Source organism: Verrucomicrobiota bacterium (assembly GCA_016200005.1).
In the GTDB taxonomy this organism is placed as follows: domain Bacteria; phylum Verrucomicrobiota; class Verrucomicrobiia; order Limisphaerales; family PALSA-1396; genus PALSA-1396.
Genome location: JACQFP010000006.1, coordinates 244206 through 268921, shown reverse-complemented (window position 1 = coordinate 268921; position 24716 = coordinate 244206). Strand labels below are relative to the sequence as shown.

Genomic DNA, 24716 nt, shown 5'->3' with positions numbered 1-24716 from the left:
CCATCAACAGTTGTCAATACCAAGAACCGACCCCTTTACTTTACTTTATGGGCCTTATCTAAGGGCCATTCAGAACCGACCCCTTTACTTTACGCACTACGAAACTGCGAAACAAAAAGCTCGCACAGACGCCTGCAAACCTCCGGGGTGCCGAATTGAAGCAAACTTGCCCGGAACTTGTGAAAAAGTTTTTTGGAAATCTTAACTCCATTATGTAGCCGTCAACTGACGGCACAATCTTGGTGACTCGATTGCTCCACGGACATTGCCCTGTGCCGCCAATGACTGACGAGTTAATTGCAATTGCGAGCGGGCTTGTTCCACGTTTTACTGCGCCGGGCATGAGCAACGATAAATCAAAAGCGCGAGACATTTCCAAAGATGTGGCGCTGCTGACTCTCGGTCTGGGCTTGATCTACTTTTCGATGATCGGTCTGCGACCGTTCAGCAATCCTGACGAGGGACGCTACGCGGAAATCCCGCGCGAGATGGTCGCCAGTGGCGATTGGGTCACGCCACGCCTGAACGGGGTCTTGTATTTTGAAAAGCCGCCGTTCTTTTACTGGCTCGAAGCACTGGCGCTCAAGGCGGGCGGCATGCACGAAGCCACGTTGCGGTTCTGGCCGGCGGCGTTGGGAATTCTCGGCTGTCTCACGATCTATGCCACAGGGCGGAGACTTTACGGCAGGACGGCGGGCATTTTTTCCGCCATTGTGCTGGGCACGAGTCTGCTCTTTTTCGGTTTGAGCCAGATCATTCTTCTGGACATGGCGGTGTCCGTGTTCATCAGCGGCGCGCTCTGTTGTTTCATTCTTGGCGTACGCGAACCGCCCGGACCGACGCGGCGACGACTGCTGTCGGGCTTTTATCTGTGCATGGCGGTGGCGACACTGACCAAAGGACTCATTGGTCTGGCGATTCCAGGGGCGATCATCTTTCTTTGGACACTGCTCTTGTGGCGATGGAAATCCATTTTCCCGCTTTATCTGTGGATTGGCATCCCGCTTTTTTTGCTGGTCGCGGTGCCCTGGCATGTGCTGGCAGCGCTGGCCACGCCCGCCCGCGAACACAGCGCCGGATTCTTTTCCACCAAGGAGGAAGGGCAGGGTTTTCTCTGGTACTACTTCATGCGTCAGCAGGTGTTGCGCTATCTCACGGCGGTGGACCGGCGCGAGGAACCGATCTGGTTTTTCCTGGTGGTGCTGCCGGCCGGCCTGTTTCCGTGGGTCGCTTTTTTGCCCCAGGCCATCAAGCAATCATTGCAAGGCGGATGGAAAAAGCGACACGAGCAGCCGGAAGTTTATTTCTTCATCATCTGGATTGCGTTTGTGCTGCTGTTTTTTTCCACGTCCCAATCCAAGTTGATTCCTTACATTCTGCCGGTGTATCCGGCGCTGGCGCTGTTGGTGGGAAGATATTTGTCGGCGGCGTGGGGTGATCCCGGCCGGGTTTCACTCAAAGCGGGTTACGTTGGCTATGCGATCATCGCCGCCTTGCTCGCCGCGGCCACGCCCTTCATTCTGCGTTCGCGGCCTGATACGATCCGCCCGGCTGCGCTGCCGTGGTTTGGCGTGTTGATCGGGATATTGGCCATCAGCGCCATTTTGGTTTTCCGTTTCAGCCGGCGCCGGACTTCACCGCGCGGGTTGGTTGTCCTGATGCTGGCGGCGGCTGGAATCTGTCTGGTGTTCAATCCGCTGGCCGCCGCGTTGCATCGTCCCTCCGCCCGGGAACTCTGCAAGTTTCTGAAGCCCAGACTCGCGCCGGATACATTGGTCTTCAACCTGCGCGAATACTGTCAGGACGTGCCTCCGTATCTGGAAAGGTTGATCGGAGTAGTCAGCTTCGAACCTGACGAACAGCGCTTCGGATTGCAACTGGAGAGCCATTCCGACCGTTACGTGAACGCGCACCAGTTCGTCGAACTCTGGCAAGGTAATCAACGCGTTTACGCGCTGACAAGCTGGCGCCATTATCGGGCGTTTGCCGCAATGAATCCCAGTTGGCGCCCGATCGAAATCATGAAGGACGATGATTTTGTGCTCCTCAGCAACCAGCCCGACGCCTACAATCCGCAGCCGGTCAAACCATGAAAACCGTCGCGCCGGACAAACCGCCAATTCAATCGAGCCAGAGCGTAATAACGAACGACGCTTTCCTGCCCTTTTCGAAACCGACGATCAGTCCGGCGGCCATCGCTGAGGTTGTCGCCTGTTTGGAATCGGGTTGGATCACCACCGGCCCGCGCACCAAACAGTTCGAGAAGATGTTGCAGGACTATTTGCGCGCGCCGTGCGCGTTGACATGCTCCTCGGCGACGGCCGGCCTGTTGATGGCGCTGCTCTCGCTGGATTTGCAACCGGGCGATGAAGTCATCACGACGGCGATGACTTTTGCGGCCACGATGAATTCGATTGTGCTCGCTGGCGGCAAACCGGTGCTGGTGGATGTTGAGCCAGACACTTACAACATGGATGTCTCGCGTTTGGAGGCCGCAATCACTCCGCGCACACGCGCGATCATGCCGGTTCACTTCGCCGGTCTGCCCGTGGATTTGGATTCCGTTTACGCCATTGCCAAGAAACATCGTCTCCGCGTCATCGAAGACGCCGCCCACGCCATTGGCACGGAATACAAAGGGCGGCGCATTGGAAGTTTTGGCGACACGCAGGTCTTCAGTTTTCACCCCAACAAGAACATGACCACGGGCGAAGGCGGTTGCATCACCACCACCGACGCCAACATGGAGAAGCGCATCCTGTTGCTGCGCTTCCACGGGATTGATCGCGAAGCGTGGGCGCGGTTTGGCAAATCTGGCAGCCCGCATTACGAGATTGTTTTGCCCGGTTACAAATTCAACTTCATGGACATTCAGGCCGCCCTGGGCATCCACCAACTTCCCGCGCTGGACGGTTTCATCGAGCGGCGCACGGAACTGGTTCATCGTTATTATGAGAAACTCGCCGGCTGGCCGGAGTTGACCTTGCCGGGCAAGGTTTCCTACGAACACCGTCACGCCTGGCATCTGTTCGCGCCGTTGATCAATCCCGACGCCGCCGGCGTGGACCGCGACGGATTCATGGCCGCGTTGAAAGAGCACAACATCGGCACCGGCCTGCATTATCAAGCGGTTCATTTGAGTCCTTACTACCGGGAGAAGTTCGGTTATCAACGTGGCGATTTTCCGAACGCGGAGGCGATTTCTGACCGCGTGGTCAGCCTGCCATTGTTTCCGACGATGACGGAAGCCGACCAGGACCGGGTCATTGCCGCGATGGCCGCCATTTTCAAACGCGCCTGAGCCATGAAAGCGATTTATCTCTCGGTCGTCATCCCGGTGTTCAATGAAGAAGAGAATCTCGAATCTCTCTTCACGCGGCTTACGAAGGTGCTGGATTCCGTCGGCAAACCGTTTGAAATCATCTTCACCAACGACGGCAGCGCGGATCGCTCGATGGAAATCCTCCGCGATCTTCACCGACGGCGGCCCAAAGAAGTTCGCGTGATCGACTTCAACGGCAACTTCGGACAGCACACCGCCATCATGGCGGCGTTTGAGCGCGCACGAGGTGACATCGTTGTCACGCTGGACGCCGACCTGCAGAATCCGCCGGAGGAAATTCCCAAACTGCTCGCCAAAGTGGAGGAAGGATTCGATGTCGTCGGCGGATTTCGCAAAAGCCGCAAGGACACCGTGGGACGAAAGCTCAGTTCGAAGCTCATCAACTTTGTTCGCGAACTGACCACGGACATCAAGATGACTGATCAAGGTTGCATGTTGCGGGCGTATCGGCGCGCGGTGGTGCAGGCAATTGTGCAGACCGGCGAACGGTCACTGTTCATTCCCGCGCTCGCCTACAAATTCGCCGCGCGGCCCGGCGAAGTCGAAGTCGAACACGATGCGCGCGCCGCGGGCGAATCGAAATACAGTTATTACAAACTCATCCGGCTGAACTTCGATCTGATCACCGGCTTTACCACGACGCCGCTGCAACTGTTCACGCTCTTCAGCATGCTCTGCTCGGCGGGCAGCCTGAGTCTGGTGGCCGTGCTGCTTTACCGTCGGCTGGTGCTCAATCTCGACCGCGAAACCTTCGGCGTGTTCACGTTGTTCGCAATTCTTTTCTTCCTCATCAGCGTGGCGATGGTCGGCATCGGACTGATCGGCGAGTACGTCGGGCGCACGTATCAATCAGTGCAACAACGACCCCGTTACGTGACCAGGGAAATTCTGGAGCAACTCGATGACTGAGCCGCGCGTCATTGTTTTCGGTTACAGCGAGGTGGGCTATGAATGCCTGGAGCTGTTGCTGCGCCGCAAGACGCGCGTGGTCGCTGTGTTCACTCACGAAGACAAACCGGACGAGAATCTTTGGTTTCGATCAGTCGCGGGCTTGGCGCGGGAACATGACGTTCCGGTTTTCACGCCCGATTCTTTGAAAACGCCGGAAACAGAAGAGCAACTTCAGACCCTTCGACCCGACGTCATCTTTTCCTTCTACTATCGGAACATGATTCCCATGCGGTTGTTGAACCTCGCACCGCTCGGCGCTTTCAACATGCACGGCTCTCTGCTGCCGAAATATCGCGGCAAAGCTCCCGTCAACTGGGCCGTGCTCAACGGTGAGAGCCAGATCGGCGCCACACTTCATCACATGGTGCAACGCGCGGATGCCGGAGCCATAGTGGATCAGGAAGCGGTTGCCATCGGACCGGAGGAAACCGCCATTGAAGTGATGAAGAAAGTTCAAGCGGCGGCGTTGAAGGTGTTGGAGCGACAATTGAACGCGATTCTCACCGGCCACGCGCCGCGTCATCCACAGGACGAAACTCAAGCGACTTATTTCGGCGCGCGCAAACCGGAGGATGGCCGGATTGACTGGCACCAGCCCGTAATCAACATCTTCAACCTGATTCGCGCCGTCACGCGGCCTTACCCCGGTGCGTTCACTGATTGCGGCGATGCGCGGCTGATGATCTGGCGGGTCCAGCCGCCGGGGTTCTCTTCGAGAGGCGCAGGCGACGTGGTTCCCGGACAAGTCATCAGCCTCAATCCGTTTGCCATTGCGACCGGGGACGGCATTTTGCAGATCACCGATTGCCAATGGGTGAACCCGCAGCAACCGGCACAACAGATCGCGCCGCCGCAATTCGAGGTCGGCCAGGTTCTTTCCGCGGTCGGCGAGCAATCCAAACCCTTAACCTTGAAAACATCTTGAGCCAAAAAATTCTCATCCTCGGCGTCAACGGCTTCATCGGCAACAGCCTTGCCTGGAATATTCTCACCACCAAAGACTGGGAGGTTTTCGGCATGGACATGGCCACCAACAAACTCACGCATTGCCTCGGCCATGAGCGTTTTCATTTCTTTGAAGGCGACATCACCATCAACCGCGAATGGATCGAATACCATCTCAAGAAATGCGACGTCGTCATTCCGCTGGTCGCCATCGCCACGCCCGGACTTTACGTGAGCGACCCGATCCGCGTTTTCGAACTGGATTTCGAGGCGAACCTGGAAATCATCCGCAAGTGCGTGAAATACAAGAAGCGCCTGATCTTTCCCTCCACCTCCGAAATCTACGGCATGTCGATGGACAAGGAGTTCGACGAATACACGACCAATTTCGTCCTCGGCCCGATTCCCAAGCAACGCTGGATTTACGCCTGCATCAAACAACTCCTCGACCGCATCATCTTCGCTTACGGCGACAAGGAGAACCTCGACTACACTCTGTTCCGCCCCTTCAACTTCATCGGGCCGAAGCTGGACGACATCAACGAGCCGAAGGAAGGCAGTTCGCGCGTTGTCACACAATTCATTCACAACATCATCAATGGGCTGCCGATCAAACTGGTGGATGGCGGCCAGCAGAAACGCTCGTTCACGTTCATCGACGACGGCGTGGATTGCCTGGTGCGCATCATCGAGAACAAAGACCAGGCCGCCTCACAGCGCATCTTCAACATCGGCAATCCCTACATGAACTATTCAATCAAGGAGATGGCTCAACTCATCATCGAGCTGCTGAAAGACTACGAGGAATACCGTGACAACGCGGAAAAGATTCAACTGATTGACGTCGATTCACGCGAATACTACGGCGAAGCGTACCAGGACATCGCCCATCGCGTGCCCTCCATCAAGGAAGCCGAAAAACATCTCGGCTGGAAACCCACCACCGACCTGCGCACCGCCCTCAAGTTGACACTCGACTATCATCTGCGAAATACAAACTACGAGCTGAACAAAATGCAGACGCGTTGATGAAGTCCGAAGCGCCTCAACTCATCATCAAGATCGATGTCGATACCGACCGCGGCACGCGCGAAGGCGTTCCCGCGCTCGTCGCCATCCTCAAACGCCATTCCGTGCCCGCCACGTTTCTGTTTAGCCTTGGCCCGGACAACACCGGCAAGGCGATTCGACGGGTCTTCCGTCCGGGCTTCCTAAAAAAAGTCACCCGCACCCGCGTCACCCAACTTTACGGCTGGCGCACGCTCCTCTCCGGCACACTCCTGCCCGCACCGCAGATCGGGAAACGCAACGAATCCGTTTTGCGCGCCGTCAAAGCCGATGGATTCGCTGCCGGCATTCATTGTTATGACCATTTCCGCTGGCAGGATTATCTCCATCGCCTTTCGCTGGAAGAAACGCGCGCAGAGTTCGGTCGCGCCGTCGCGGAGTTTGAACGCATCTTCGGCGAGCATCCGCAGGCAGCAGGCGCAGCGGGCTGGCAGGCCAACGCCAGCAGTTTTCAGGTCTATGACGAACAGCAACTTCTCTACGGCAGCGACTGCCGGGGCGCATTTCCATTCTTTCCGCAAGTGAACGGGAAAACTTTTCGGACGTTACAAATTCCAACGACGCTGCCGACGCTGGACGAATTGCTTGGCCGTCCTGATTTCCCGGAAAACTCCATCGTCGCTCACTATCTTGGCTTGCTCAGGTCGGAGTTACCGAATGTCCTGACCATTCACGCCGAAATTGAAGGGATGCAGAAGGCAGAACTGTTCGAACAACTCGTGACGGCAGCGAAGCAAACGGGCGTTACCTTCACGACGATGGAAGAAATCGCGCATCGAGTTCTGCAAAATCGCAACGCGATTCCGGCGTGCGTAGTGGAAGAAGGCACAGTGGATGGCCGGTCGGGTTTCTTGGCGAGCCAAAGAATCGCCGCTTGAAGACAGGTGACTGACAACTCTCCGTGCCGTTCGAGGCGATGAGCAGCGCGTTGAACCAAAAGAGCTGCGGTATTTCCGCCTTGTAGTGCGTCAGGTTCTCGTCGAACGCCGCACGCGCTGGCACGCCGGGCTGCTTCAGCTCGATGACCACCAGCGGCAGGCCGTTGACGAAGCCGACCAAATCCGGGCGGCAGGTGTAGAGCGCGCCCGTGACGCTGAACTGGCTGACCAGCAGGAAACCATTGTTCGCCGGATGCTCCCAATCAATCACCCGCACCCGGACACTGGTCTGACCTCCCTTGGTAGGGCGTGCTGTCCCCAGCGCACCGTGATTTCCCGTGCGGCTCGCACCCTCTCCGCCTCGACCGGGGAGAGGGCCGGGGTGAGGTGTCGATTCCGCATCCAGCACGGAAACGGGAATCCCCTCCTTCAACAACCGATACACCTCGCGATTCGCCGCCTCCAGGCTCATGGCCGAACGGTCGCGGGTCAATTCGTCCACGGCGGCGGTGATGGCCTCGGGCGGCAGCGCGGGATTGAGCCGCTCCAACGCCGCGCGCAACCGGGACACCAATACCACCTCGCCCTTCGTCTCGCGCCCGAGCAACCCGGCGTCACGCGGCTCGCCGGCCACGCCGGCATTGGGAGGTGGCACTGCCACGGCCCAGCCAAGCTCCGCGAACAACCCGATGGCGGGCTGCTCGACAAGCTGGTCTTCGGTGTAGGCGTGGGGCATGGCTTGGGTTCTATGCGATGCCGTAACGGTGTTCGCGCTTCAAGAAAGCTTCTGGCCCACCTTCGAGGCGAAGCAACTCGGAGCGGTGGGACAGGTCTTCGATAGTTGTGCTCACGATTTTGGATTGCTTGTCGTCCCCCATCTCCAAAATGTGGATCAGCTCGGCGTCACCGTTGACCACGAAGTTTGCATTGTGGGTCGCGAAAATAATCTGGCGGTTGACCTTCTTGCTCTTCACGAGCTCGACCAGGTAATTCGCAATGAGCGCGCTGTCCAAGTGCGCTTCTGGCTCGTCGATCACGATTGGTGTATTCCCTAGTATCAACAGCACGACGATGGCCGCGGTGCATCGCTGGCCGAACGATGTGTTTTCGACTGGCTTCTTGTCATAAAGCACTCGGAAACGGCCAAAGCCTCCAACTTCGAGCAACTGCCGTTCAACTTCGATGCGCAGAAGGTCGAACCGCAGCGGAATCGAGTAGCACTCGCGGATGGCCTTACCGGTTTTGTGTGCGTCCGAGATTCTTTGAAGGAACTTTTCTCGGCTGTCCAAACGGAACAGGTCAACGTCCTGCAACATGCTTTCGACGTGGTCAATCCGGACGCCTGCATCGCCCAACACATCCTGAATGTGTTCAATCAGCGTCTGGCGACACGCGCCGTAATCAAATTCATAGTGCAACTCGATTTGTTTAACTTCTTTGCTCAGATTCCTGAGTGCATTGTTAATCGGAGCGAGGAGCGCTTGGACCGCGCCAGAGTATTTTTCTGGCAAGTCTCGCCGCGCCCGGAAGGCCGAGATTTGCGCGGCGAGTGTTTGGGTTCTTGCCTTGAGTGAGGGCAGCTCATGCTCCAGTTGCGCAGCTCTTTGATTTGCCTTTCCCACATCGGCAAGATTCTCCTGCGAAAGCCCTCGCCCTCTGAGGAATGCGTCGAGTTTTTCTTTCAGTGCGGCAACTTGGCCGTTTAAGTCAGCCTCTCGACTGGCAGCCGCAGCCATCTCCGCACTTGGTTGAGGTGGCTGCACAGCGCCTTGGACGACACCAAGTATTCGCAGAAATTCTTTTTCGTAGCCGTTAGGGTTCTCGGATATCGGATGGCTGTGATGTTCCGGCAAATTGTTGAGGTCGTTCTTCAGCGCTTCAAGCCGTTCCCTCCAGATTCGCAAGCCTTGGAGTTCTTGGCTTAACTTACCCATCTCGTCGTTGATGCGTTTGTATTCTTCGTTCTGGAACGAGGCAATCAACGCCTTCTTGGATACTAATTCCTTCTCCGCATCTGCGAGCCGTGACACCAAATCGGTGTGCTCCTGTAATCGCTTCGCCTGTTCAGCCGTTGCGGATAACGCGGCGGCCAACTCAGCGTTAACCGCGTTGAGTTTGCCCTCCTCGTCCCGCTTCACGAGCCTAGAAAAGACGGCTTCCGTGAAACGCCAGGGGTCGGTGGCGAAGCCCTCGATTTCGTTTTGCTGCAAGAACTCGACAACCTTCTTTGCGGTGTCACCGTCAATCTGAACACAGGTGGCGACTGAAGCGTCTGGCTGTGGGGCAAGATGATTTGCAGCGAAAAACTTGTTCTGTCCCCGCTCAAGTTTCTCATGAATCAGATTTAGCAGAGTGCTCTTGCCTGAACCTCTTCCCCCGATCAAACAAGTGAGATACGGACTAAAAACCACCGCAGCCTTTCCTCTGAAGCAGAATGCGTCGCGACGTTCTTCCCCGTTAAACTCCGAAACCAGCTCGGTTTCAGCAGGAAAATCCAAGGTGACGCGGTCCACCCGCAACAGCGGCTTCAGCGGTTTATCCGGTGTAACACCAACGCGACACGACGGCTCAAAAAGTGTTTGTCGCAGCGCCTCGAATGACTTGTCTCCCTTAATCCAAAGCGGGCACTTCGTCGAATAGCCCCGAATGTCATGATTGTCCGAGCACAGAATCAGCGGGATTGGCCGGTCAAGGTGCGGGAACACCTTTTCAAGGTAACTTTGGATGTCGGTGGCATCGCCGACCTCGTAGATGTCAATGCACTCCCTGACCAAATCCTTTTTGATAATCTGTTTGATGTAGTCGGTGTTCTTGAGGCCCTCAATAGAATTCGATTTCTTTCCAGCATGCACGGTCACCAAGCCGCCTAGTTCGTGTATCACATTTGCCGTTTCGACGAACGGACAATAGATCGTGTCGTCTCCGCGCTTGGCCACCTCTGCTTCAGTGATATTGAGCTTGCCGGACAACTTCGTCCACAGGTCCACTAGATCGGAGTCTTCAGGAAAGATGCCGATGAAGTGAACCGAGTCGCTGCCGCCCAACTCTGACCTCAACTCGATCCCTGGCAGCACCGTAAGGTCTTCGCCTCCCAGCTTCTGAAGTTCTAAGACTCGTGCCGTGTCGATTCGGTGATGGTCGGTGATGGCAACGACCTCAATGCCGGCCTTGAGTAGCCCGTCAACGATTTCCTGGTTGGTCGCGCCTTTGTGACCGTAGTCGTAAGAAGCCGGCGTGTGAAAGTGCAAATCCCACTTTCGCCAGATTGAACCAAGCGGACTGGATTTCGGATTCATAGGTTAATAGCGCCCGACAGCAGACGCGGCAGCAGCAGGTCGCGCGTCCGGCGGAGGTTTTGGATTTTGCGTTGGAGCGCGAGTGCTTGCTCGGCCATCGGCGCGGCGGCGTCCTCGAAGCGGCGGACCAGTTCGGCGGGCGGTTGCAGGAACTCGATTGTCTTGAACACACCGCGACTGATTTCTTTGAAGGTCGCGCCTGACGCCATGCGTTCAAACGTCGGCACGTTCTCCGTCAGCCAATGGAAAAGGAAATAGAGCGGCACGCGCTCGTTCGGTAGGCAGGTGATGAAGCCTTGGTTGGTGCAGGCTTCGTGCGTGTTGATGGCGATTGCGCCGATGGTGGCACGGCTGGTGAGCATTACGCAGCGAGCCGGGAACAGTCGTGCGGAACTTTCGGCCAAGCCAAGTTCGGTGATGTGGTCGCTGGAATCATCCATGAACATCGTGCCTGCGCCGGTGAGGTTGCTGGGCGAGAACCACTGGATTGTTCCGCCGTCCCAATACTTTTCTTCCTTTCGTGACGGTGTGCCGCCACCGGAAATCTCGAACGAGTCCGCAACGGTCTTCACCTCCCAGCCTTGGGGGATGTCGCCGAGGGGGGAGGCGACGCGCGGGAGCTTTTCGTGGCCGGGGAAGCGGAAGTGGACGAACCACTCGCGGTAGAGGGCGCGGGCCATCGCCTCCAAGAGCCGGATGCGCCGCTGACTGTTCTCCATCAGCTCGTCGTAGGCCGACAGGATTGCCCCGATACGGCGTTGCGTGCCCATATCGCGATGAAATTGAATGCAGTGTCCGCGCAACTGACTGAGTCCGAGAAATGGTTGCGCCGAGCCAGTCTTCGTCCCCTTGGCGAGTGATTGAAACGCTGGGCTGGTGACGAGGTAGTAAAGGTAGCGTGCATCAATGACGGCTGGGTTCGGCTTGAACAGTGCCACGTTCTTGATGCTGAACTCGCGCGTGGTGTTCACGAACGCTGCTTCACCCAGCGATGCGCCAATGTGAGCGAAGAGTGTGTCGCCAAATTCTGGCTTTGACCGAGCGATTACTTCGAGGTGTTCCTCCTCCGAAATCTGGTCGCAGTTTTCAAAATCAATTCGGCCGCCTGTGATTTCCTTTGCCTTGATTAGCGGAAAACCGGAAGCGACTCGCTTCGGTGTGTCGTGCGTGCCGTCGGTAACGAGGCTGCACACTTCGGCGAGCGTTGATTCGGTCAGTCCGTTTTCCATCGTCACGCCTCCAGAATCTCCGCCACGTTGCCGGCGATGGTTTGTTCGAGGTCGCGCGCTTGGGCGTTGAGGGTTTCGAGTTCCTCGTTCAGCGTTTCGAGTTGTTCCTTGAAGTCCTCGTCGCTCACGGCTTCGCCGGCGGCCACGCCGACGTAGCGGCCGGGGTTGAGCGACCAGCCTTGCGCTTCGATTTCCTTGAGCGTGGCGGCGCGGCATAAGCCTGCAACATCGCGATACGCGACCTTGCAGTCACCCTCATCCCCGGCCCTTCTCCCAGCGGGAGAAGGGAGAGCGGCGGCGATTTTCCCGAGCACCGATTCAAGATCGTTCAAGATGTCCTCGTTGCGAAAACGCAGGACCGTGAACCCCTGTCCTCGCAGCCATGCATCGCGCTTCTTGTCGTGCTTCTTCTGATAGCCAGCATCGTGAACGTCGCCGTCAGCCTCCACGACGAGGCTGTGTTCGTGGCAGAAGAAATCCACGAGGTAATCGCCCGCCTGATGTTGCCGCCGGAATTTCAGATTTTCAAACTGCCGGTCACGCAACACTTCCCACAGGACCGCCTCGGCTGGCGTCTGCTTCTTTCGCAATTCCCGACCACGTTCGACCAATCCGGCAAACTTGTAGCCCCCTCTCCCGTTGGGAGAGGGATGGGGTGAGGGTTGGGTGGCGAACACTTCAAGGATTTTGGCCTTCGCTTCTTCGCCACCCAATGTGAAGTCGAGGGCTTCGCCGCGATAGAGGCGGACGAGGTTGGCGAGGAAGCCAATCTGCGCGGGCGTCCATTCGCGGTGCGCGCGGTCCACCTGCCGGTAGATGTGGCGGGCATCAATGAACAGCACCGAGTCGGTGCGCCCACTTTTGCCCTTGCCCTTGTCGAAGAACCAGAGGGTGCAGGGGAGCGTGACGGTGTAGAAGAGGTTCGGGCCGACGGCGACCATCACGTCCACGGCGCGGCTTTCGATGAGCTGGCGGCGGAGTTCCTGTTCGGAGGAGCGGGCGTCGGAGGCGGAGTTGGCCATGACGAAGCCGGCCCGCCCGCCGGAAGTTCCGGCCTCCCCATTCTTCAACGAAGAATAGAAGAGTTGAATCCAGAGGTAATTGGCGTTGTCAGTGCGCGGCAGGCCGAAGGGGAAGCGGCGGCCTGGGCCGACCATGTCTTTCAACCGCTCCTTGTCCACGGCGTTGACGTTGAACGGCGGGTTGGCGAGGACGAAGTCGAAGCGGCCGGTGGCGTCGTGCGGGTCGTCGTAGTAGCTGTTGATGTTGCCGCCGTGTTTGATTTCGCCTTCGAGGCCGTGGACGGCGAGGTTCAGGCGGCAGAGGCGGCCGGTTTCGTCGGTTTTCTCGACGCCGTGGATGGAGAGTTCTTTGGATGGATCACCGGAATAGTTTTCACCCCTCACCCCGGCCCTCTCCCCTCCGAGGGGCGAGGGAGAAGATTTGCCAGCGGCAGCTTGCCGCTTGTGCTCGGAGACGAAGCGCGCGGAGGAGACGAACATGCCGCCCGAACCGCACGCGGGGTCGAGGATGCGCCCGTGATAGGGTTCAATCACTTCGGTGAGGAGGCGGACGATGCTGCTGGGGGTGTAAAATTCGCCGCCGCCCTGACCCTCGCTCATGGCGAACTCGCCGAGGAAGTATTCGTAGATGCGCCCGAAGGCGTCGTAGTCCAGCGAGGCGGGAATCTCGGAGACTTTCTTGAGTAGTTCCTTGAGCAGGGTGCTGGTGAAGAGGTTGTAGGTCTTGGGCAGGACGCCAGCGAGTTGCGGGTTGTGCTTCTCGATGTCGCGCATGGCGGCATTGACCTTCGCGCCGATGTTCTCGGCTTCGGGGCGGTTGAGCAGGTAATCGAACCGCGCTTCGGCGGGCAGATAGAGGATGCCCTCGGCGTGATAGGCGGCGGGTTCATCCAGCCGTGATCCACGGCGGGCGGAGGCGCTGGCTTTCTCCAGCTTGGCGCGCTGGGCAGCGAAGCGAACCTCGGCGAAGCGCAGGAAGATGAGGCCGAGGACGGGCGCGGAGTATTCCTGGGACTTGAGGCCGGAGTTGGCGCGGAACTGGTCAGCGGCGTCCCAGAGGCGTTTTTCGAGTGCGGCGTTGTCGGTGTCCTTTTCGGATGGGGCGATCCAAATCATGAGTCTGGCACCGATGGTATTTCAAAGCGTGGCAGACGCAACATTTGAAAAGAGACTCGCGCAGACGCACACCGAGGAAACTACACGGCCGGATTGACCTGCCAAGCTGTCAATAGTCGACGAGTGGATGAAAAGTGAACGGAGGTTGAAGTGGTGGCTGGAGCCGGAATTGAACCGGCGACACAAGGATTTTCAGTCCTCTGCTCTACCAACTGAGCTATCCAGCCAACTCCCTGAACCCCGGATATTGAAAATCGTCCGGCTCGATTTGGCAAGGGGATATTTCTGCGCGTCGCGCGCAATTTTTCCCGTTGCAACGCCGGGGCGCAGGATTATAGTCAGCCCGTTACCTGACGACGGGCAATCAACGTGGATGCGTTTTCATGAAAAGTCTTGTCAACATCACCGTCAACGGAGTTCAGCATCAGCACGAAGTCGAACCCCGCCTGCTGCTGGTCCATTTTCTGCGCGATCACTGCAACCTGACCGGCACTCACATCGGCTGCGAAACCAGCATCTGCGGCGCCTGCACCGTGTTGATGGATGGCCAAGCCGTGAAGTCATGCACCCTTCTGGCCGTTCAAGCGGATGGTTCGCAGATCACCACCATCGAGGGACTCGCCCGCAACGGCCAGTTGCACCCGGTCCAGGAAGGTTTCTGGGAATGTCACGGGTTGCAGTGCGGTTATTGCACGCCCGGCATGATTCTGAGCGGCGTCCAATTGCTCCAACGCAATCCCAAACCCACGCGCGATGAAATTGCCCATGGGATTGAAGGCAACCTCTGTCGGTGCACCGGCTATTCGCACATTGTTGATGCAATCGAATACGCGGCGAAGAAAATGGCGCGGGTGGAGAAGTGATCGGTAATCGCTAATTTGTGATTGGTGAACCTACGACACACTGAAATGGTTATGGAACAGACAACGACAAGATACGGCTCATTTGAAGATTTGGAACTTTATCGGACGGCACGAGAGTTTCGAAAGAAGATGTACCGTGTCGCGAAGTCGTTGCTGGACACGGAGAAGTTTGTGTTGAATCCGCAAATGCGCAAGGCCGCGTTGTCCGTCACCAATAACGTTGCTGAAGGGCATGGCCGGTATCATTACGCGGACAATATCCGTTTCGTGCTGATCGCCAGAGGCTCGGTGTCGGAACTTGTTGACGACCTCAACACTTGCGAGGACGAGGGCTATCTGACCCCGGCCGAGGTTGCAGGACTCAAAGCGGAAGCGGCCAGCGTGTTGCGTCTGATTAACGGCTATATCCGCTATCTGCGCGAAAGCAAAACCGGCGCAAACCTCGGTTTGCGGGAAGACTCTGTCCCTTACCGCGTGAACGACGATGACCTGTCGTGTTCCGACGCGTTGCTCGCCGAGTCACCGATCACCGACCCCCCATCACCGATCACCAATCACCCGCCACCATGAAAGCGGCGAAATCCAACGGCTACTTCGGTCGCGCGATGAAGCGTGTCGAAGACCCGCGCCTCATCAAGGGCATCGCCACCTATGTGGACGACCTCAAAATGTCAGGCCTGCTGCACGCCGCCATTCTGCGCAGCCCGTACGCCCACGCCATGATCAACCGGATCAAGACCGATGGCGCGAAAGCCCTCCCAGGTGTCGTTGGCGTATTCACTGGTGCCGACGTGAATGACAAATGCGGTGTCGTGCCGTGCTCTTCCACGTTTCCTGACTTGAAAGCGCCGAAACACACCGTGCTGGCTGGCGACCGCGTTTATTTCGTCGGACATCCGGTGGCCGTGGTGATCGCGGCCGATCGTTACGCGGCCTGCGACGCGCTGGATTTGATCGACGTTGACTACGATCCGTTGCCGGTGGTCAGCGATCCCGAAAAAGCACTCGCGAAAGATTCGCCGCTCACGCATCCGGAATTCGGCAACAACGTCGCCTTTACCTGGTCGCTGGCCAATGGCGATCTTGACGCCGCGTTCAAGCAGGCCGATCGCGTCATCAAACAGCGGATGGTTCATCAGCGGCTCACGCCGATGGCCATCGAGCCGCGCGGCTGCGTTGCGTCATTTCACGCCGGCGAAGGCACGCTCACGCTCTGGACTTCCACGCAGATTCCGCATCTGGTGCGCACGCTCTTGCCCGGCATGATCGGTGTGGCGGAAAATAAAATCCGCATCGTTGCACCAGAAGTGGGCGGCGGGTTTGGCTCGAAACTAAACCTATACGCCGAAGAAGCGCTTTGCTCGCACCTCGCCATGAGACTCCGTGCGCCGATCAAGTGGATTGAAAGCCGCCGCGAAAACGCCTCGGCCACGATTCATGGCCGCGACCAGATTGGCGATTACGAAGTGGCGGTGAAAAAAGATGGCACCTTGCTCGCCATCAAAGCCCGCACCATCGCCGACCTCGGCTCGTATTTGCAACTGCTGACGCCCGCCATTCCGACGTTGACGGGTCTGATGCTCGCCGGTTGTTACAAACTCAAGGCGGCGCGCATGGATGTGACCGGGGTTTACACGCACAAGATGGCCACCGACGCGTATCGCGGCGCGGGCCGACCGGAGGCGACCTACCTCGTCGAACGGCTCATGGACATCATCGCCGATGAACTTGGTCTCGACCCCGTGAAGGTGCGGCTGAAGAATTTTCCGAAGCCAAGCGAGTTTCCTTTCAACACCGCCACCGGTCTGACCTACGACAGCGGCAATTACCAGGGCGCGCTGCGGAAGGCGCAGAAGATGGCCAACTGGGACAAGCTGCTCAAGCAACGCGAGACGGCGCGCAAAGCCGGCAAACTTTTTGGCGTCGGCCTTTCCACGTATGTCGAAATCTGCGCGCTCGGACCGTCGAAGATGATGGCCGCGGGCGGTTGGGAATGGGGCTGCGTGCGCATGGAGATTTCCGGCAAGGTCACCGTCATCACGGGCGTCTCGCCGCACGGACAGGGACAGGAAACCAGCTTCGCTCAAATCGCCGCGGACAAACTCGGCGTGCTCATCGAAGACGTCGTCGTCATGCGTGGCGACACGGCTGTGGCTCATTATGGTCGCGACACTTACGGCAGCCGCGCAACGGTCGTGGGCGGGACGGCCATCGTCATGTGCATCGACAAGATCATCGCCAAGGCGAAAATTCTTGCTGCGCATCTGCTCGGTGCTTCAGCGAAACGAGTTGAATTTCGCGACGGGAAATTCTTTGTGAAGGGCAGACCCAAGAAAGCGCTGACGTGGGCGCAACTGGCGGCTGAAGCTTACGTTGCGAAAAATCTGCCGAAAAATTTCGAGCCTGGCCTTGAAGCATCCAGTTTCTTCGAGCCGCCAAATTGCACTTTTCCTTTTGGCACGCACATTGTCGCTGTTGAAGTGGAACGCGACACCGGTGAGGTGAAGATTGTGAAGTACGTGACGGTGGACGATTGCGGCCCGCAGGTGAATCCATTGCTGGTTGAAGGGCAGGTGCAGGGCGGTATTGCTCATTCGCTGGGCCAGGTTTTGTTCGAGCGCACGGTCTATGACGAGAATGGCCAGTTACTCACCGGCGAATTCATGGACTACGCCATGCCGCGCGCCCGCGACATCCCGGAATACCTGATGGGCAGCACCGTCACGCCGTCGCCGAGCAATCCGATGGGCATCAAAGGCGTGGGCGAAGCTGGCACCATCGGCGCGACTCCGGCGATTGCCAACGCCGTCATCGACGCGCTTTCGCCGCTCGGCGTCCGGCATCTCGATCTGCCGCTGACGCCGGAAAAAGTATGGAACGCGATTTCATCAGCGTCTCTCCCTTTGTAACCCAAGTAACCATGCAACCCTGTAACTCCGCACCATGATTCCCGCAGCCTTCGATTACTTGCGACCCGGGACGCTCGACGAAGCGGTCGGCTTGCTGGCCCAGCACGGTGAAGACGCGAAAGTGTTGGCCGGAGGTCACAGTTTGATTCCAGCGATGAAACTGCGACTAGCGCAACCAAAGACGGTCATCGATATCAGCCGAATTGCTGACCTCAACTACATTCGCGAACAGGACGGGAAGATCGCCATCGGGGCGATGACCACGCACTATGAACTCGAATCGTCGTCGTTGCTGCGCGACCAATGCCCGTTGTTGCCCGAAGTGGCGGCGCACATTGGTGATGTTCAGGTGCGCAACAAGGGCACCATTGGCGGCAGTCTCGTTCACGCCGATCCAGCCGCGGACTGGCCCGCGGCGATTCTCGCGCTGGAAGCCGAGTTGCACCTCGCCGGCCCGAATGGCAGTCGCATGGTCAAAGCCGCAAATTTTTTTGTCGAGATGATGCAGTCCACGGTGCAGCCCAATGAGATTCTTTTTGAAATTCAAGTGCCGCTGACTCCCAAATCCGTTGCGTATGTAAAATTCGCGCAGAAAGCCAGCGGCTTTGCCATCGCGGGCGTCGCGGCAGTCGTGGACAAAACCAACAAGACTGTTCGTGTGGGTGTGACGGGCATCGCCCCCAAGCCGTATCGCGCCAAGTCGGTCGAGAGCAAGTTACGCGGCGCGACGCTCACGACGGAGACGATTGAGAAAGCGGCCAGGAAAGCCGCGCAAGGAGTCGAGCCGCTGAATGACATTCATGCATCGTCCGCCTTCCGGCTGCACCTGGCCCAACTGAACACCCGGCGCGCGCTGGCACTGGCGGCCAGCCGTTGATACGGTCCTAACATTTTGAAGTGATTGCCATAAAAGAATTCCGGATAGAAAAATAGCGATCCCCTTACCCGACCTTCGGCCACCCTCTCCCATGATCTTGCTGCCAACCTACCCACCCCTGACCCCTCCCGGGAGGGGAACAATCCACCGTGCGCCGCTCCCCTCTTGGGAGGGGCTGGGGGTGGGTTACTTTCGGCAACAGGTTTGAAGAATATGAAATTGACCGCCACGTACCAAATCGCCGCGTCTCGCGACAAAGTTTTCTCCTCGCTCATCGACCCCGACATTTTACAGCGCTGCATCGATGGCTGTGAAAAAATGGTCAAGACCAGCGCGGAAAGTTACGATGCCCATCTGAAAATCGGCGTCGCCGGACTGAAGGGCAATTACATCGGCAAAGTACAGCTCAAGGAACAGAAACCGCCGGAGTCATTCACCTTGATCATTGAAGGCAAAGGCGGGCCGGGATTCGTCAAGGGCACCGCACAGATCAAGCTTGCGGAAAAAGGAAATCAAACTGAACTGCATTGCGACGCCGACGCGCAGGTGGGCGGGTTGATTGCGGCCATTGGTTCACGCCTCATCGAAGCCACCGCCAAAAAGATGATGGACGAGTTTTTCAGAAAGTTCAGCGAACAGGTGCAGCCGAGTTGATTCACCCACAGCGACCAAGGCCACGATACGGGAAAAGCGGCGGTGAACACGCCGCAGTCCAGACGCTTCGCGAAGTTCGAGGACACCCGGCAAGCGCGCCAGCGTTTGGAGTGCGGTGGCTTCAGCACCGCTTTCAGACCATGTGCCTTGCGGAGACGCTCACTGGTGCGCGTGTCTGTAACGTTGAGCACATTCCAAGGCTCCATGTGTCTTCCCTATTCAGAGGATAATTCTTTGCGCCGTCTTCTCCTTAGCGAAAAAGTTGATAGCCGTTCCTGCAGGCAATTTCTTTTCATGCAGGACTCGCTGCACAATTTCGAGACTGCTCGTCCCGTCAAAAATCAACAAGTCGATGTAGGCAGACTTCCTTCCGTGGGCGCCTCCAAGCAACCGACCGCTATATGCAGCTTTGAGTGCGTCTTCCAAGGCATCTTCGATTGTCCCACGAGCCGCACTTTGTTCTCCTTCCGGCAGGAGATGGACATCAAACGACACAAAAATGTAGTCCGCGCCAGTGCCTGCGAGTGGATCCTGGAGTTCTCCTTTGGCCTCAAGGTATTCGTTGATGAGTTCTATGTGGGTTGTTTTTCCAACGACAACGTCGCCGCGAGGGAACCGATCATGCTGCTCTTCGCACCTATACACGACGCCTTCCTGGCCCGGAGGCAACTTCTTCCACCCCGTCTCAGATTCGACCTTCTTGATAAACTCGTGAAGCTCCTTCAGAGGGATCGCATCGGAAAGCCGCGGATCGTTGAGTTTGATCTCGCCAATCCACTGGCCCGTCCCGAATTCGCCGAGAACTTCATCAAGGAACAGGAACAAAGTACCCAAGCGCTCACCTTCTTCACGGAGGCGCTCGAACAAGGGATGCCAAACCGTGATATCCACTTTCTCCGCCTCGTTATTGATCGTGGGAGTGAGCCAGAATTCCATCGGGTCAAACTTGTGCCTCCCGATTTCCATTTGGACTCCTTCAATCGAACCAGGTTGGCGTGCTGGATAAAACGTCCAGCCGTTGAGCTTTGGAGCGCGGCTCACGCAGTGAATGGCGAGCAATTGACGGTGTAGCACGCCTTCACCAGACAAGGTGAAAGAATGACCGACTCCTCCTGCGCCTGGTCCGAATACCCAAGCGAACCCCGGCAAAATGTCATCGACATTGTTACTCACTTCAGCAGCCAGGTCAGAACATTTGCCATTCTCGATCGTGCGGTAAAATCTTTCAGCGACCTCTGCATACCACTCCCAGAATCGCTCCACCCGCGCTTTGAAAGTAAGTTCGGGTGAGGTTTGACGCTTCTTGAATGACGAGAACATGCTGTGCCAAATTATCCAACCTCCCAATAAATCCAAGCAAAGGTTTGGTCTTGTAAGGTTGTCAATTTCGACAAGACCTACTCCCGCGATACACGGCACTTCGACCTCATGATCATCGGCTAGGCGCGGGCGATGGGACGCTGCTGAATCGGCTCGCGCCGAGCAATAAGCGCATTTTCGTGCGTTCAGAGGTTCAAGTTCACAAACTCCAACCCGACCGATAGGGCGGGTTGATGTATTGATTGGCTTCGCGGGAATTCGTGAAGCGCATCCGCGTCGCATCCCACTCGAGCTTCGTGCCGGCCAGCTTGATCGCGATGACGCCCAGCAACGCGATTTCTGTGAGCGGTCCGCCGTAAGAGAAATCTGATCCGGCCTTGGTGCCGTTCTTGATCGCCTCCAACCAGTCCCGATGATGCTCCCGGGCGCGCGGGATGGTCGGCTCCGGTCGCTTGTAGGCGTCCATTTTGGCCTGCGGGATCAGGTGCACCTTGCTGGCGCCGTGTGAGCCATAGACCATCGTGCCTTTGTCGCCAATCACCGCCGCGCCGGTGTCGATGTCCTTGTCGTCAGCCTCAAATTCCGGCGGACGCGGAATCCGCTCGGTGCCGCTGTACCAGTGCAAAGTGACCGGCCCGCGTTTGCCTTTGGCGGGAAATTCAAACGTGATGCTGTCGCCTTTGGGATAGGCGTCGCCTTGCGTTTTGAAATCGTAATCCTTCACCTTTGCTTGAATCGTCTTCGGCGCACCGAGGTCCAGCGCCCAAAAGACGGGATCGACGACGTGGCAGGTCCAGTCTCCTATGGTCCCATTGCCGAACGGCACCCAACCGCGCCAGGCGGCGGGCAGGTAAGCCGGATGATAAGGCCGTTTCTGCGCCGGCCCCAGCCAGAGGTCCCAGTCGAGCGTCGAAGGGACGGGGTGTTGTTCCTTGAGCTGAGGCAGTTGGTCGATGCCGGAGTTCACCGCGTTGCAACCGGCGTGGATGGTGTGAACGTTGCCGATGGCGCCGTCCCGAATCCATTCGCAACAGACGCGGATGGAAACGGTGGAGTGTCCTTGATTGCCAAGCTGGGTGACTACTTTGTGCTCTTGGGCGGCCTTCATCAGCGCGCGCACTTCGTGGATGGAATGGGCCAGCGGCTTTTCACAATAGACATGTTTGCCCATCTTCAGCGCCCGGATGGCGGCCACGGCATGTGTGTGGTCGGGCGTGGAGACGGCCACCGCGTCGATTGACTTGCCTATCTGATCGAACATGCGGCGGAAATCCTGAAATTGTTTTGCGTCGGGAAATCTCTTGCCCGCAGTGGCGAGGCGCTGGGAATCAACGTCGCAAAGTGCGACGACGTTCTCCCCCGCCCGGGCGAGTTCATTGAGGTTGTCGCCGCCGCGCCCGCCCACGCCGATGAAGGCCAGGTTGAGTTTGCTGTTGGGTGGGGTCTGCCCTCGCAGCCCGAGCACATAGCTCGGCAGGATGGAAAAGGTGGCGACGGTCGTCGTCGTGCGGCGGATAAAGCTGCGCCGTGAGGTTCGGAGGATTTGTGTTTTCATATCATTTAGAGTTGCCTGAAGAGCAGACGAACAGTCATGAGCCGCTTATTCATCTCGTAGCAGCGGACGTCAGTCCGCTTCATCTGAATTCGCCGAAAGTCAGAGCCGACTCACGTCGGCTGCCACGGCCCGCTAAAGTTTCAATAATAATACTTCGTGTCGGGACTCGGCCCGCCCAAGGCGCGCGCCCGGATTTGGGTCTTTTGACGGATGATGACGCTGCCGTCAGCTTGACATACGGGTTGATCCGGTGTGAGGGCCCAGGACCAAAGCGGTTTGGTTTGCGTGCCTCCGCCGAAACTGCCGAGATGCCCGAGGTCCCACAGAGCGGTGCCCGGAGTGTCGCTGACGCGATGCGTGATGAACGCCCGGCGACTGTCCAGTTCGGAGGTCTTCGTCGGCCACGCAGGTTCATTGTCCTCGGGATTGGCGCTCACCGCGCCCTGGGAATTGAGAAATTTCATTGCGGGAGTGGCAGTGAAATTCGCAAACCACATGTAGGGCGTGAAAACGTAAGATGCCGTGGTGTCCCATCCGCCGTAATCCGTAGTGGTCTTGTCCGCGAAACTGGCCGGGTTGGCATAATTCAACCACGTCTTGCCGACGCCGTTCGCGGTAATGGGGCAGATGAGGATGCGCGTGTTCTTGACATAAGTGCCGCGCATCGCATCCACGATGCTGCGCTTGCCCGTGATGCTAGTGCGGTGGTAATCCGGGCTGAGATCCTCGTGATAAGGAAACTTTCCGCTGGCGTCGTCCGCATACATGATTTGACTCAGGTATTGCTGCTTGATGTTGTTCAAGCACGCGGCGCGCTGGCCGCTGTATTTTGCCTTGGCCAGAGCGGGCAGCAATAATCCGGCAAGGATCGCAATGATGGCAATGACCACCAGCAATTCAATCAACGTGAAGCCGCGCCGGTCGCTTCCGTTTGTGCTGGTCGGTTTGAGTGTCATGGGGCGGCAGAACCGTAGCATCAAGCGGCTTGCTCGTAAATGACAGATTCAATGTCTTATTCGCAAGCTGAACTCCTGTCGCCTCCGCAACAAAGCCCTGGTGGATCAAAAAGGAAGAAACGGAGAAAGAGAAGTTGACGAGACTGCCTGGCTGGTCAAAATTTTTGGGCGACATTGTCTCGAATGCACCTGCTCATTCGTTGTATCATGGACAGAACAAAATCAACACGTATCAATAGAAAGGCAAAACATGAGCAAATCGAAGAAAAGAACGGCTGCGAACATCGTCTGGTTTGAAATCCCGGCCGACGACATCCAGCGCGCGAAGAAGTTCTACAACACACTGTTCGGCTGGAAGATCAATCCGTTTCCTGGGATGCCGGATTACCAGCACATTGACACCGGCGGTGCAGATGCTTCGCCAGATGGTGGGCTGATGAAGCGCATGCACCAGGCCCACACGATCACCAACTACATTCTGGTGCCATCGGTGACCAAGTTCATGGCGAGGGTCGAAAAACTCGGCGGTCGCATCTACAGACCCAAGACCGCCGTGCCGCAGATGGGTTACTTCGCCATTTGCCGGGACACTGAGAACAACGAGTTCGCCATCTGGGAAATGAATCCAAAGGCAAAATAATTGTCCTGACGACGCGCGTTCGTTCGTCGGATTAATGAACAAACAAAACAATCAACCAACAAAAAAAGAAAATTATGAGCACACAATCGCAAAATGGCTACATGCTGATCTTCCGCGGCACCGACTGGCACAAAGGCCTTTCGCCCGAACAAATACAACAGGTCGCCGACCGCTGGATGGCGTGGTTCAACCAACTCAAGGACGAAGGCAAATGCGTCTCTGGAAACCCGCTCGAACCGGAAGGCCGGATTGTTTCCGGCAAAAACGGACGCGTATTATCCGACGGTCCTTTTGCCGAATCGAAGGAAGCGATCGGCGGTTACTTTCTGCTCAAGGTCAACACGCTGGATGAGGCCGTGGCCATCGCCCAGCAATGTCCCGGTTTGGCGTATGGCATTCGTGTGGAAGTGCGTCCCGTGGCGGGCGAATGTCCCGTCGCTGCGGAAGCTCGAGCCGAGAAGCAACTTGCCCACGCCTGAACAGGTTCACTCCGGGACCAGGAAACTTTATCCTAGATGAATGTTGATCCCGCGCGGCGCGCCTCGGGCGCGCCGCGCGACGGAATGAAACGGGGCTGGATGGGAAGATTCGAGCAACTAGCCAGGCATCTGGCGAAAAACTGAAAGGAAAAACAATGACCGACATCGCACCACAGGCGGCCGAAACCAAAACCGGCGAATCAAAGTTTTTTACCCGTTATCTTCCGGCCATTGCGCGAGTGCTGATGGGCCTGATGTTTTTCGTTTTTGGGTTGAACGGTTTTGTGAACTTCATTCCGCAACCGAAGGATCCAATGCCTGAAGGCGCGGCCGCCTTCGCCGGAGCATTGATGAAAACGGGTTATATGATGCGCTTGGTAATGGGCACGCAGTTGCTCGTCGGCGTGCTGCTGTTATTGAATCGCTTCGTGCCGCTGGCGCTGGCCCTCATCGCACCGATTATCGTCGGCATCGTCACGTTCCACATTTTCCTCGCGCCAGCAACCATCGCTCCGGGCGTTGTCGTCCTGGTTTTGGAACTTTACCTTGCTTGGGCCTATCGTGGCACGTTCCGTCCGATGCTCGCCTTGCGGACGACGCCGGGCGCGAAATGAA

General features: G+C 57.5%; 20 protein-coding genes and 1 tRNA gene. 14 read left to right on the top strand and 7 right to left on the bottom strand.

Annotated elements, in window-relative coordinates:
• Nucleotides 1-341: 341 nt before the first annotated feature.
• Genes HY298_02570 through HY298_02545 form a run of 6 tightly spaced genes read left to right on the top strand, consistent with a single transcriptional unit; the run spans nucleotide 342 to nucleotide 7185 of the window.
• Nucleotides 342-2093 (top strand): phospholipid carrier-dependent glycosyltransferase, encoded by a 1752-nt coding sequence (locus tag HY298_02570; protein ID MBI3849164.1) that lies wholly within the window; start codon nucleotides 342-344, stop codon nucleotides 2091-2093.
• A complete protein-coding gene (locus HY298_02565) occupies nucleotides 2090-3301 on the top strand; it encodes a DegT/DnrJ/EryC1/StrS aminotransferase family protein (GenBank protein ID MBI3849163.1) in 1212 nt (403 codons plus the stop codon). The genes HY298_02570 and HY298_02565 overlap by 4 nt, the downstream gene beginning before the upstream one ends.
• 3 nt (nucleotides 3302-3304) lie before the next feature.
• A complete protein-coding gene (locus HY298_02560) occupies nucleotides 3305-4252 on the top strand; it encodes a glycosyltransferase (GenBank protein MBI3849162.1) in 948 nt (315 codons plus the stop codon).
• Nucleotides 4245-5219 (top strand): formyltransferase, encoded by a 975-nt coding sequence (locus tag HY298_02555; GenBank protein ID MBI3849161.1) that lies wholly within the window; start codon nucleotides 4245-4247, stop codon nucleotides 5217-5219. Before HY298_02560 ends, HY298_02555 begins: the two co-directional genes overlap by 8 nt.
• Nucleotides 5105-6268, top strand: coding sequence for a bifunctional UDP-4-keto-pentose/UDP-xylose synthase (locus HY298_02550; GenBank protein ID MBI3849160.1), 1164 nt, complete (start codon nucleotides 5105-5107; stop codon nucleotides 6266-6268). Before HY298_02555 ends, HY298_02550 begins: the two co-directional genes overlap by 115 nt.
• Complete coding sequence (locus HY298_02545) at nucleotides 6268-7185, top strand: 4-deoxy-4-formamido-L-arabinose-phosphoundecaprenol deformylase (protein ID MBI3849159.1); 918 nt, start codon at nucleotides 6268-6270, stop codon at nucleotides 7183-7185. Before HY298_02550 ends, HY298_02545 begins: the two co-directional genes overlap by 1 nt.
• Before the next feature lie 746 nt (nucleotides 7186-7931).
• On the opposite strand, the gene HY298_02540 is transcribed toward HY298_02545, so the two are convergent.
• The 4 genes from HY298_02540 to HY298_02525 all read right to left on the bottom strand — a co-directional run bounded on the left by HY298_02540 (nucleotide 7932) and on the right by HY298_02525 (nucleotide 14075).
• Complete coding sequence (locus HY298_02540; GenBank protein MBI3849158.1) at nucleotides 7932-10481, bottom strand: AAA family ATPase; 2550 nt, start codon at nucleotides 10479-10481, stop codon at nucleotides 7932-7934.
• Complete coding sequence (locus tag HY298_02535) at nucleotides 10478-11710, bottom strand: restriction endonuclease subunit S (protein MBI3849157.1); 1233 nt, start codon at nucleotides 11708-11710, stop codon at nucleotides 10478-10480. Before HY298_02535 ends, HY298_02540 begins: the two co-directional genes overlap by 4 nt.
• A 2-nt stretch (nucleotides 11711-11712) precedes the next feature.
• Nucleotides 11713-13848 (bottom strand): N-6 DNA methylase, encoded by a 2136-nt coding sequence (locus HY298_02530; protein ID MBI3849156.1) that lies wholly within the window; start codon nucleotides 13846-13848, stop codon nucleotides 11713-11715.
• 151 nt (nucleotides 13849-13999) lie between these two features.
• Nucleotides 14000-14075 (bottom strand) — tRNA-Phe (locus tag HY298_02525).
• Between the two features lie 156 nt (nucleotides 14076-14231).
• On the opposite strand from HY298_02525, the gene HY298_02520 reads away from it, so the two are divergent.
• The 5 genes from HY298_02520 (at nucleotide 14232) to HY298_02500 (ending at nucleotide 19151) form a co-directional block, all read left to right on the top strand.
• Nucleotides 14232-14711, top strand: coding sequence for a (2Fe-2S)-binding protein (locus tag HY298_02520; protein MBI3849155.1), 480 nt, complete (start codon nucleotides 14232-14234; stop codon nucleotides 14709-14711).
• A 51-nt stretch (nucleotides 14712-14762) separates the two neighbouring features.
• Nucleotides 14763-15281 carry a four helix bundle protein gene (locus HY298_02515; protein ID MBI3849154.1) on the top strand — a complete coding sequence of 173 codons (519 nt, stop codon included), beginning with the start codon at nucleotides 14763-14765 and terminating at the stop codon, nucleotides 15279-15281.
• Nucleotides 15278-17620, top strand: coding sequence for a xanthine dehydrogenase family protein molybdopterin-binding subunit (locus HY298_02510; GenBank protein ID MBI3849153.1), 2343 nt, complete (start codon nucleotides 15278-15280; stop codon nucleotides 17618-17620). The genes HY298_02515 and HY298_02510 overlap by 4 nt, the downstream gene beginning before the upstream one ends.
• A 34-nt stretch (nucleotides 17621-17654) precedes the next feature.
• The gene (locus HY298_02505; protein MBI3849152.1) at nucleotides 17655-18497 is read left to right on the top strand and encodes a xanthine dehydrogenase family protein subunit M; all 843 of its coding nucleotides are present in this window, start codon (nucleotides 17655-17657) and stop codon (nucleotides 18495-18497) included.
• Nucleotides 18498-18710: 213 nt separating this feature from the next.
• On the top strand, nucleotides 18711-19151 hold the full coding sequence (locus tag HY298_02500; GenBank protein ID MBI3849151.1) for a carbon monoxide dehydrogenase subunit G: 441 nt from the start codon (nucleotides 18711-18713) through the stop codon (nucleotides 19149-19151).
• 219 nt (nucleotides 19152-19370) lie between these two features.
• Here HY298_02500 and HY298_02495 read toward each other — a convergent pair whose 3' ends face one another.
• From HY298_02495 to HY298_02485, 3 genes are all read right to left on the bottom strand, one after another.
• Nucleotides 19371-20507, bottom strand: a complete 1137-nt coding sequence (locus HY298_02495) for a hypothetical protein (GenBank protein MBI3849150.1) — start codon at nucleotides 20505-20507, stop codon at nucleotides 19371-19373.
• Between the two features lie 163 nt (nucleotides 20508-20670).
• Complete coding sequence (locus HY298_02490; GenBank protein ID MBI3849149.1) at nucleotides 20671-22026, bottom strand: Gfo/Idh/MocA family oxidoreductase; 1356 nt, start codon at nucleotides 22024-22026, stop codon at nucleotides 20671-20673.
• A gap of 140 nt (nucleotides 22027-22166) precedes the next feature.
• On the bottom strand, nucleotides 22167-22982 hold the full coding sequence (locus tag HY298_02485; protein ID MBI3849148.1) for a prepilin-type N-terminal cleavage/methylation domain-containing protein: 816 nt from the start codon (nucleotides 22980-22982) through the stop codon (nucleotides 22167-22169).
• 250 nt (nucleotides 22983-23232) lie between these two features.
• Here HY298_02485 and HY298_02480 point away from each other — a divergent pair, with 250 nt between their 5' ends.
• From HY298_02480 to HY298_02470, 3 genes are all read left to right on the top strand, one after another.
• Complete coding sequence (locus HY298_02480; protein ID MBI3849147.1) at nucleotides 23233-23622, top strand: VOC family protein; 390 nt, start codon at nucleotides 23233-23235, stop codon at nucleotides 23620-23622.
• 74 nt (nucleotides 23623-23696) lie between these two features.
• A complete protein-coding gene (locus HY298_02475) occupies nucleotides 23697-24101 on the top strand; it encodes a hypothetical protein (protein ID MBI3849146.1) in 405 nt (134 codons plus the stop codon).
• Nucleotides 24102-24256: 155 nt separating this feature from the next.
• On the top strand, nucleotides 24257-24715 hold the full coding sequence (locus HY298_02470; protein MBI3849145.1) for a DoxX family membrane protein: 459 nt from the start codon (nucleotides 24257-24259) through the stop codon (nucleotides 24713-24715).
• Nucleotide 24716 lies beyond the last annotated feature (1 nt).

Excerpts from the sequence above, each read along its gene's own strand:
- HY298_02555 (MBI3849161.1), top strand. The coding sequence starts at position 4,245 with ATGACTGAGCCGCGCGTCATTGTTTTCGGTTACAGCGAGGTGGGCTAT.
- HY298_02530 (MBI3849156.1), bottom strand. The coding sequence starts at position 13,848 with ATGATTTGGATCGCCCCATCCGAAAAGGACACCGACAACGCCGCACTC.
- HY298_02560 (MBI3849162.1), top strand. The coding sequence starts at position 3,305 with ATGAAAGCGATTTATCTCTCGGTCGTCATCCCGGTGTTCAATGAAGAA.
- HY298_02490 (MBI3849149.1), bottom strand. The coding sequence starts at position 22,026 with ATGAAAACACAAATCCTCCGAACCTCACGGCGCAGCTTTATCCGCCGC.
- HY298_02515 (MBI3849154.1), top strand. The coding sequence starts at position 14,763 with ATGGAACAGACAACGACAAGATACGGCTCATTTGAAGATTTGGAACTT.
- HY298_02480 (MBI3849147.1), top strand. The coding sequence starts at position 23,233 with ATGAGCAAATCGAAGAAAAGAACGGCTGCGAACATCGTCTGGTTTGAA.
- HY298_02500 (MBI3849151.1), top strand. The coding sequence starts at position 18,711 with ATGAAATTGACCGCCACGTACCAAATCGCCGCGTCTCGCGACAAAGTT.
- HY298_02535 (MBI3849157.1), bottom strand. The coding sequence starts at position 11,710 with ATGGAAAACGGACTGACCGAATCAACGCTCGCCGAAGTGTGCAGCCTC.
- HY298_02505 (MBI3849152.1), top strand. The coding sequence starts at position 17,655 with ATGATTCCCGCAGCCTTCGATTACTTGCGACCCGGGACGCTCGACGAA.
- HY298_02565 (MBI3849163.1), top strand. The coding sequence starts at position 2,090 with ATGAAAACCGTCGCGCCGGACAAACCGCCAATTCAATCGAGCCAGAGC.
- HY298_02475 (MBI3849146.1), top strand. The coding sequence starts at position 23,697 with ATGAGCACACAATCGCAAAATGGCTACATGCTGATCTTCCGCGGCACC.
- HY298_02545 (MBI3849159.1), top strand. The coding sequence starts at position 6,268 with ATGAAGTCCGAAGCGCCTCAACTCATCATCAAGATCGATGTCGATACC.
- HY298_02550 (MBI3849160.1), top strand. The coding sequence starts at position 5,105 with ATGGGTGAACCCGCAGCAACCGGCACAACAGATCGCGCCGCCGCAATT.
- HY298_02520 (MBI3849155.1), top strand. The coding sequence starts at position 14,232 with ATGAAAAGTCTTGTCAACATCACCGTCAACGGAGTTCAGCATCAGCAC.
- HY298_02540 (MBI3849158.1), bottom strand. The coding sequence starts at position 10,481 with ATGAATCCGAAATCCAGTCCGCTTGGTTCAATCTGGCGAAAGTGGGAT.
- HY298_02510 (MBI3849153.1), top strand. The coding sequence starts at position 15,278 with ATGAAAGCGGCGAAATCCAACGGCTACTTCGGTCGCGCGATGAAGCGT.
- HY298_02485 (MBI3849148.1), bottom strand. The coding sequence starts at position 22,982 with ATGACACTCAAACCGACCAGCACAAACGGAAGCGACCGGCGCGGCTTC.
- HY298_02570 (MBI3849164.1), top strand. The coding sequence starts at position 342 with ATGAGCAACGATAAATCAAAAGCGCGAGACATTTCCAAAGATGTGGCG.
- HY298_02470 (MBI3849145.1), top strand. The coding sequence starts at position 24,257 with ATGACCGACATCGCACCACAGGCGGCCGAAACCAAAACCGGCGAATCA.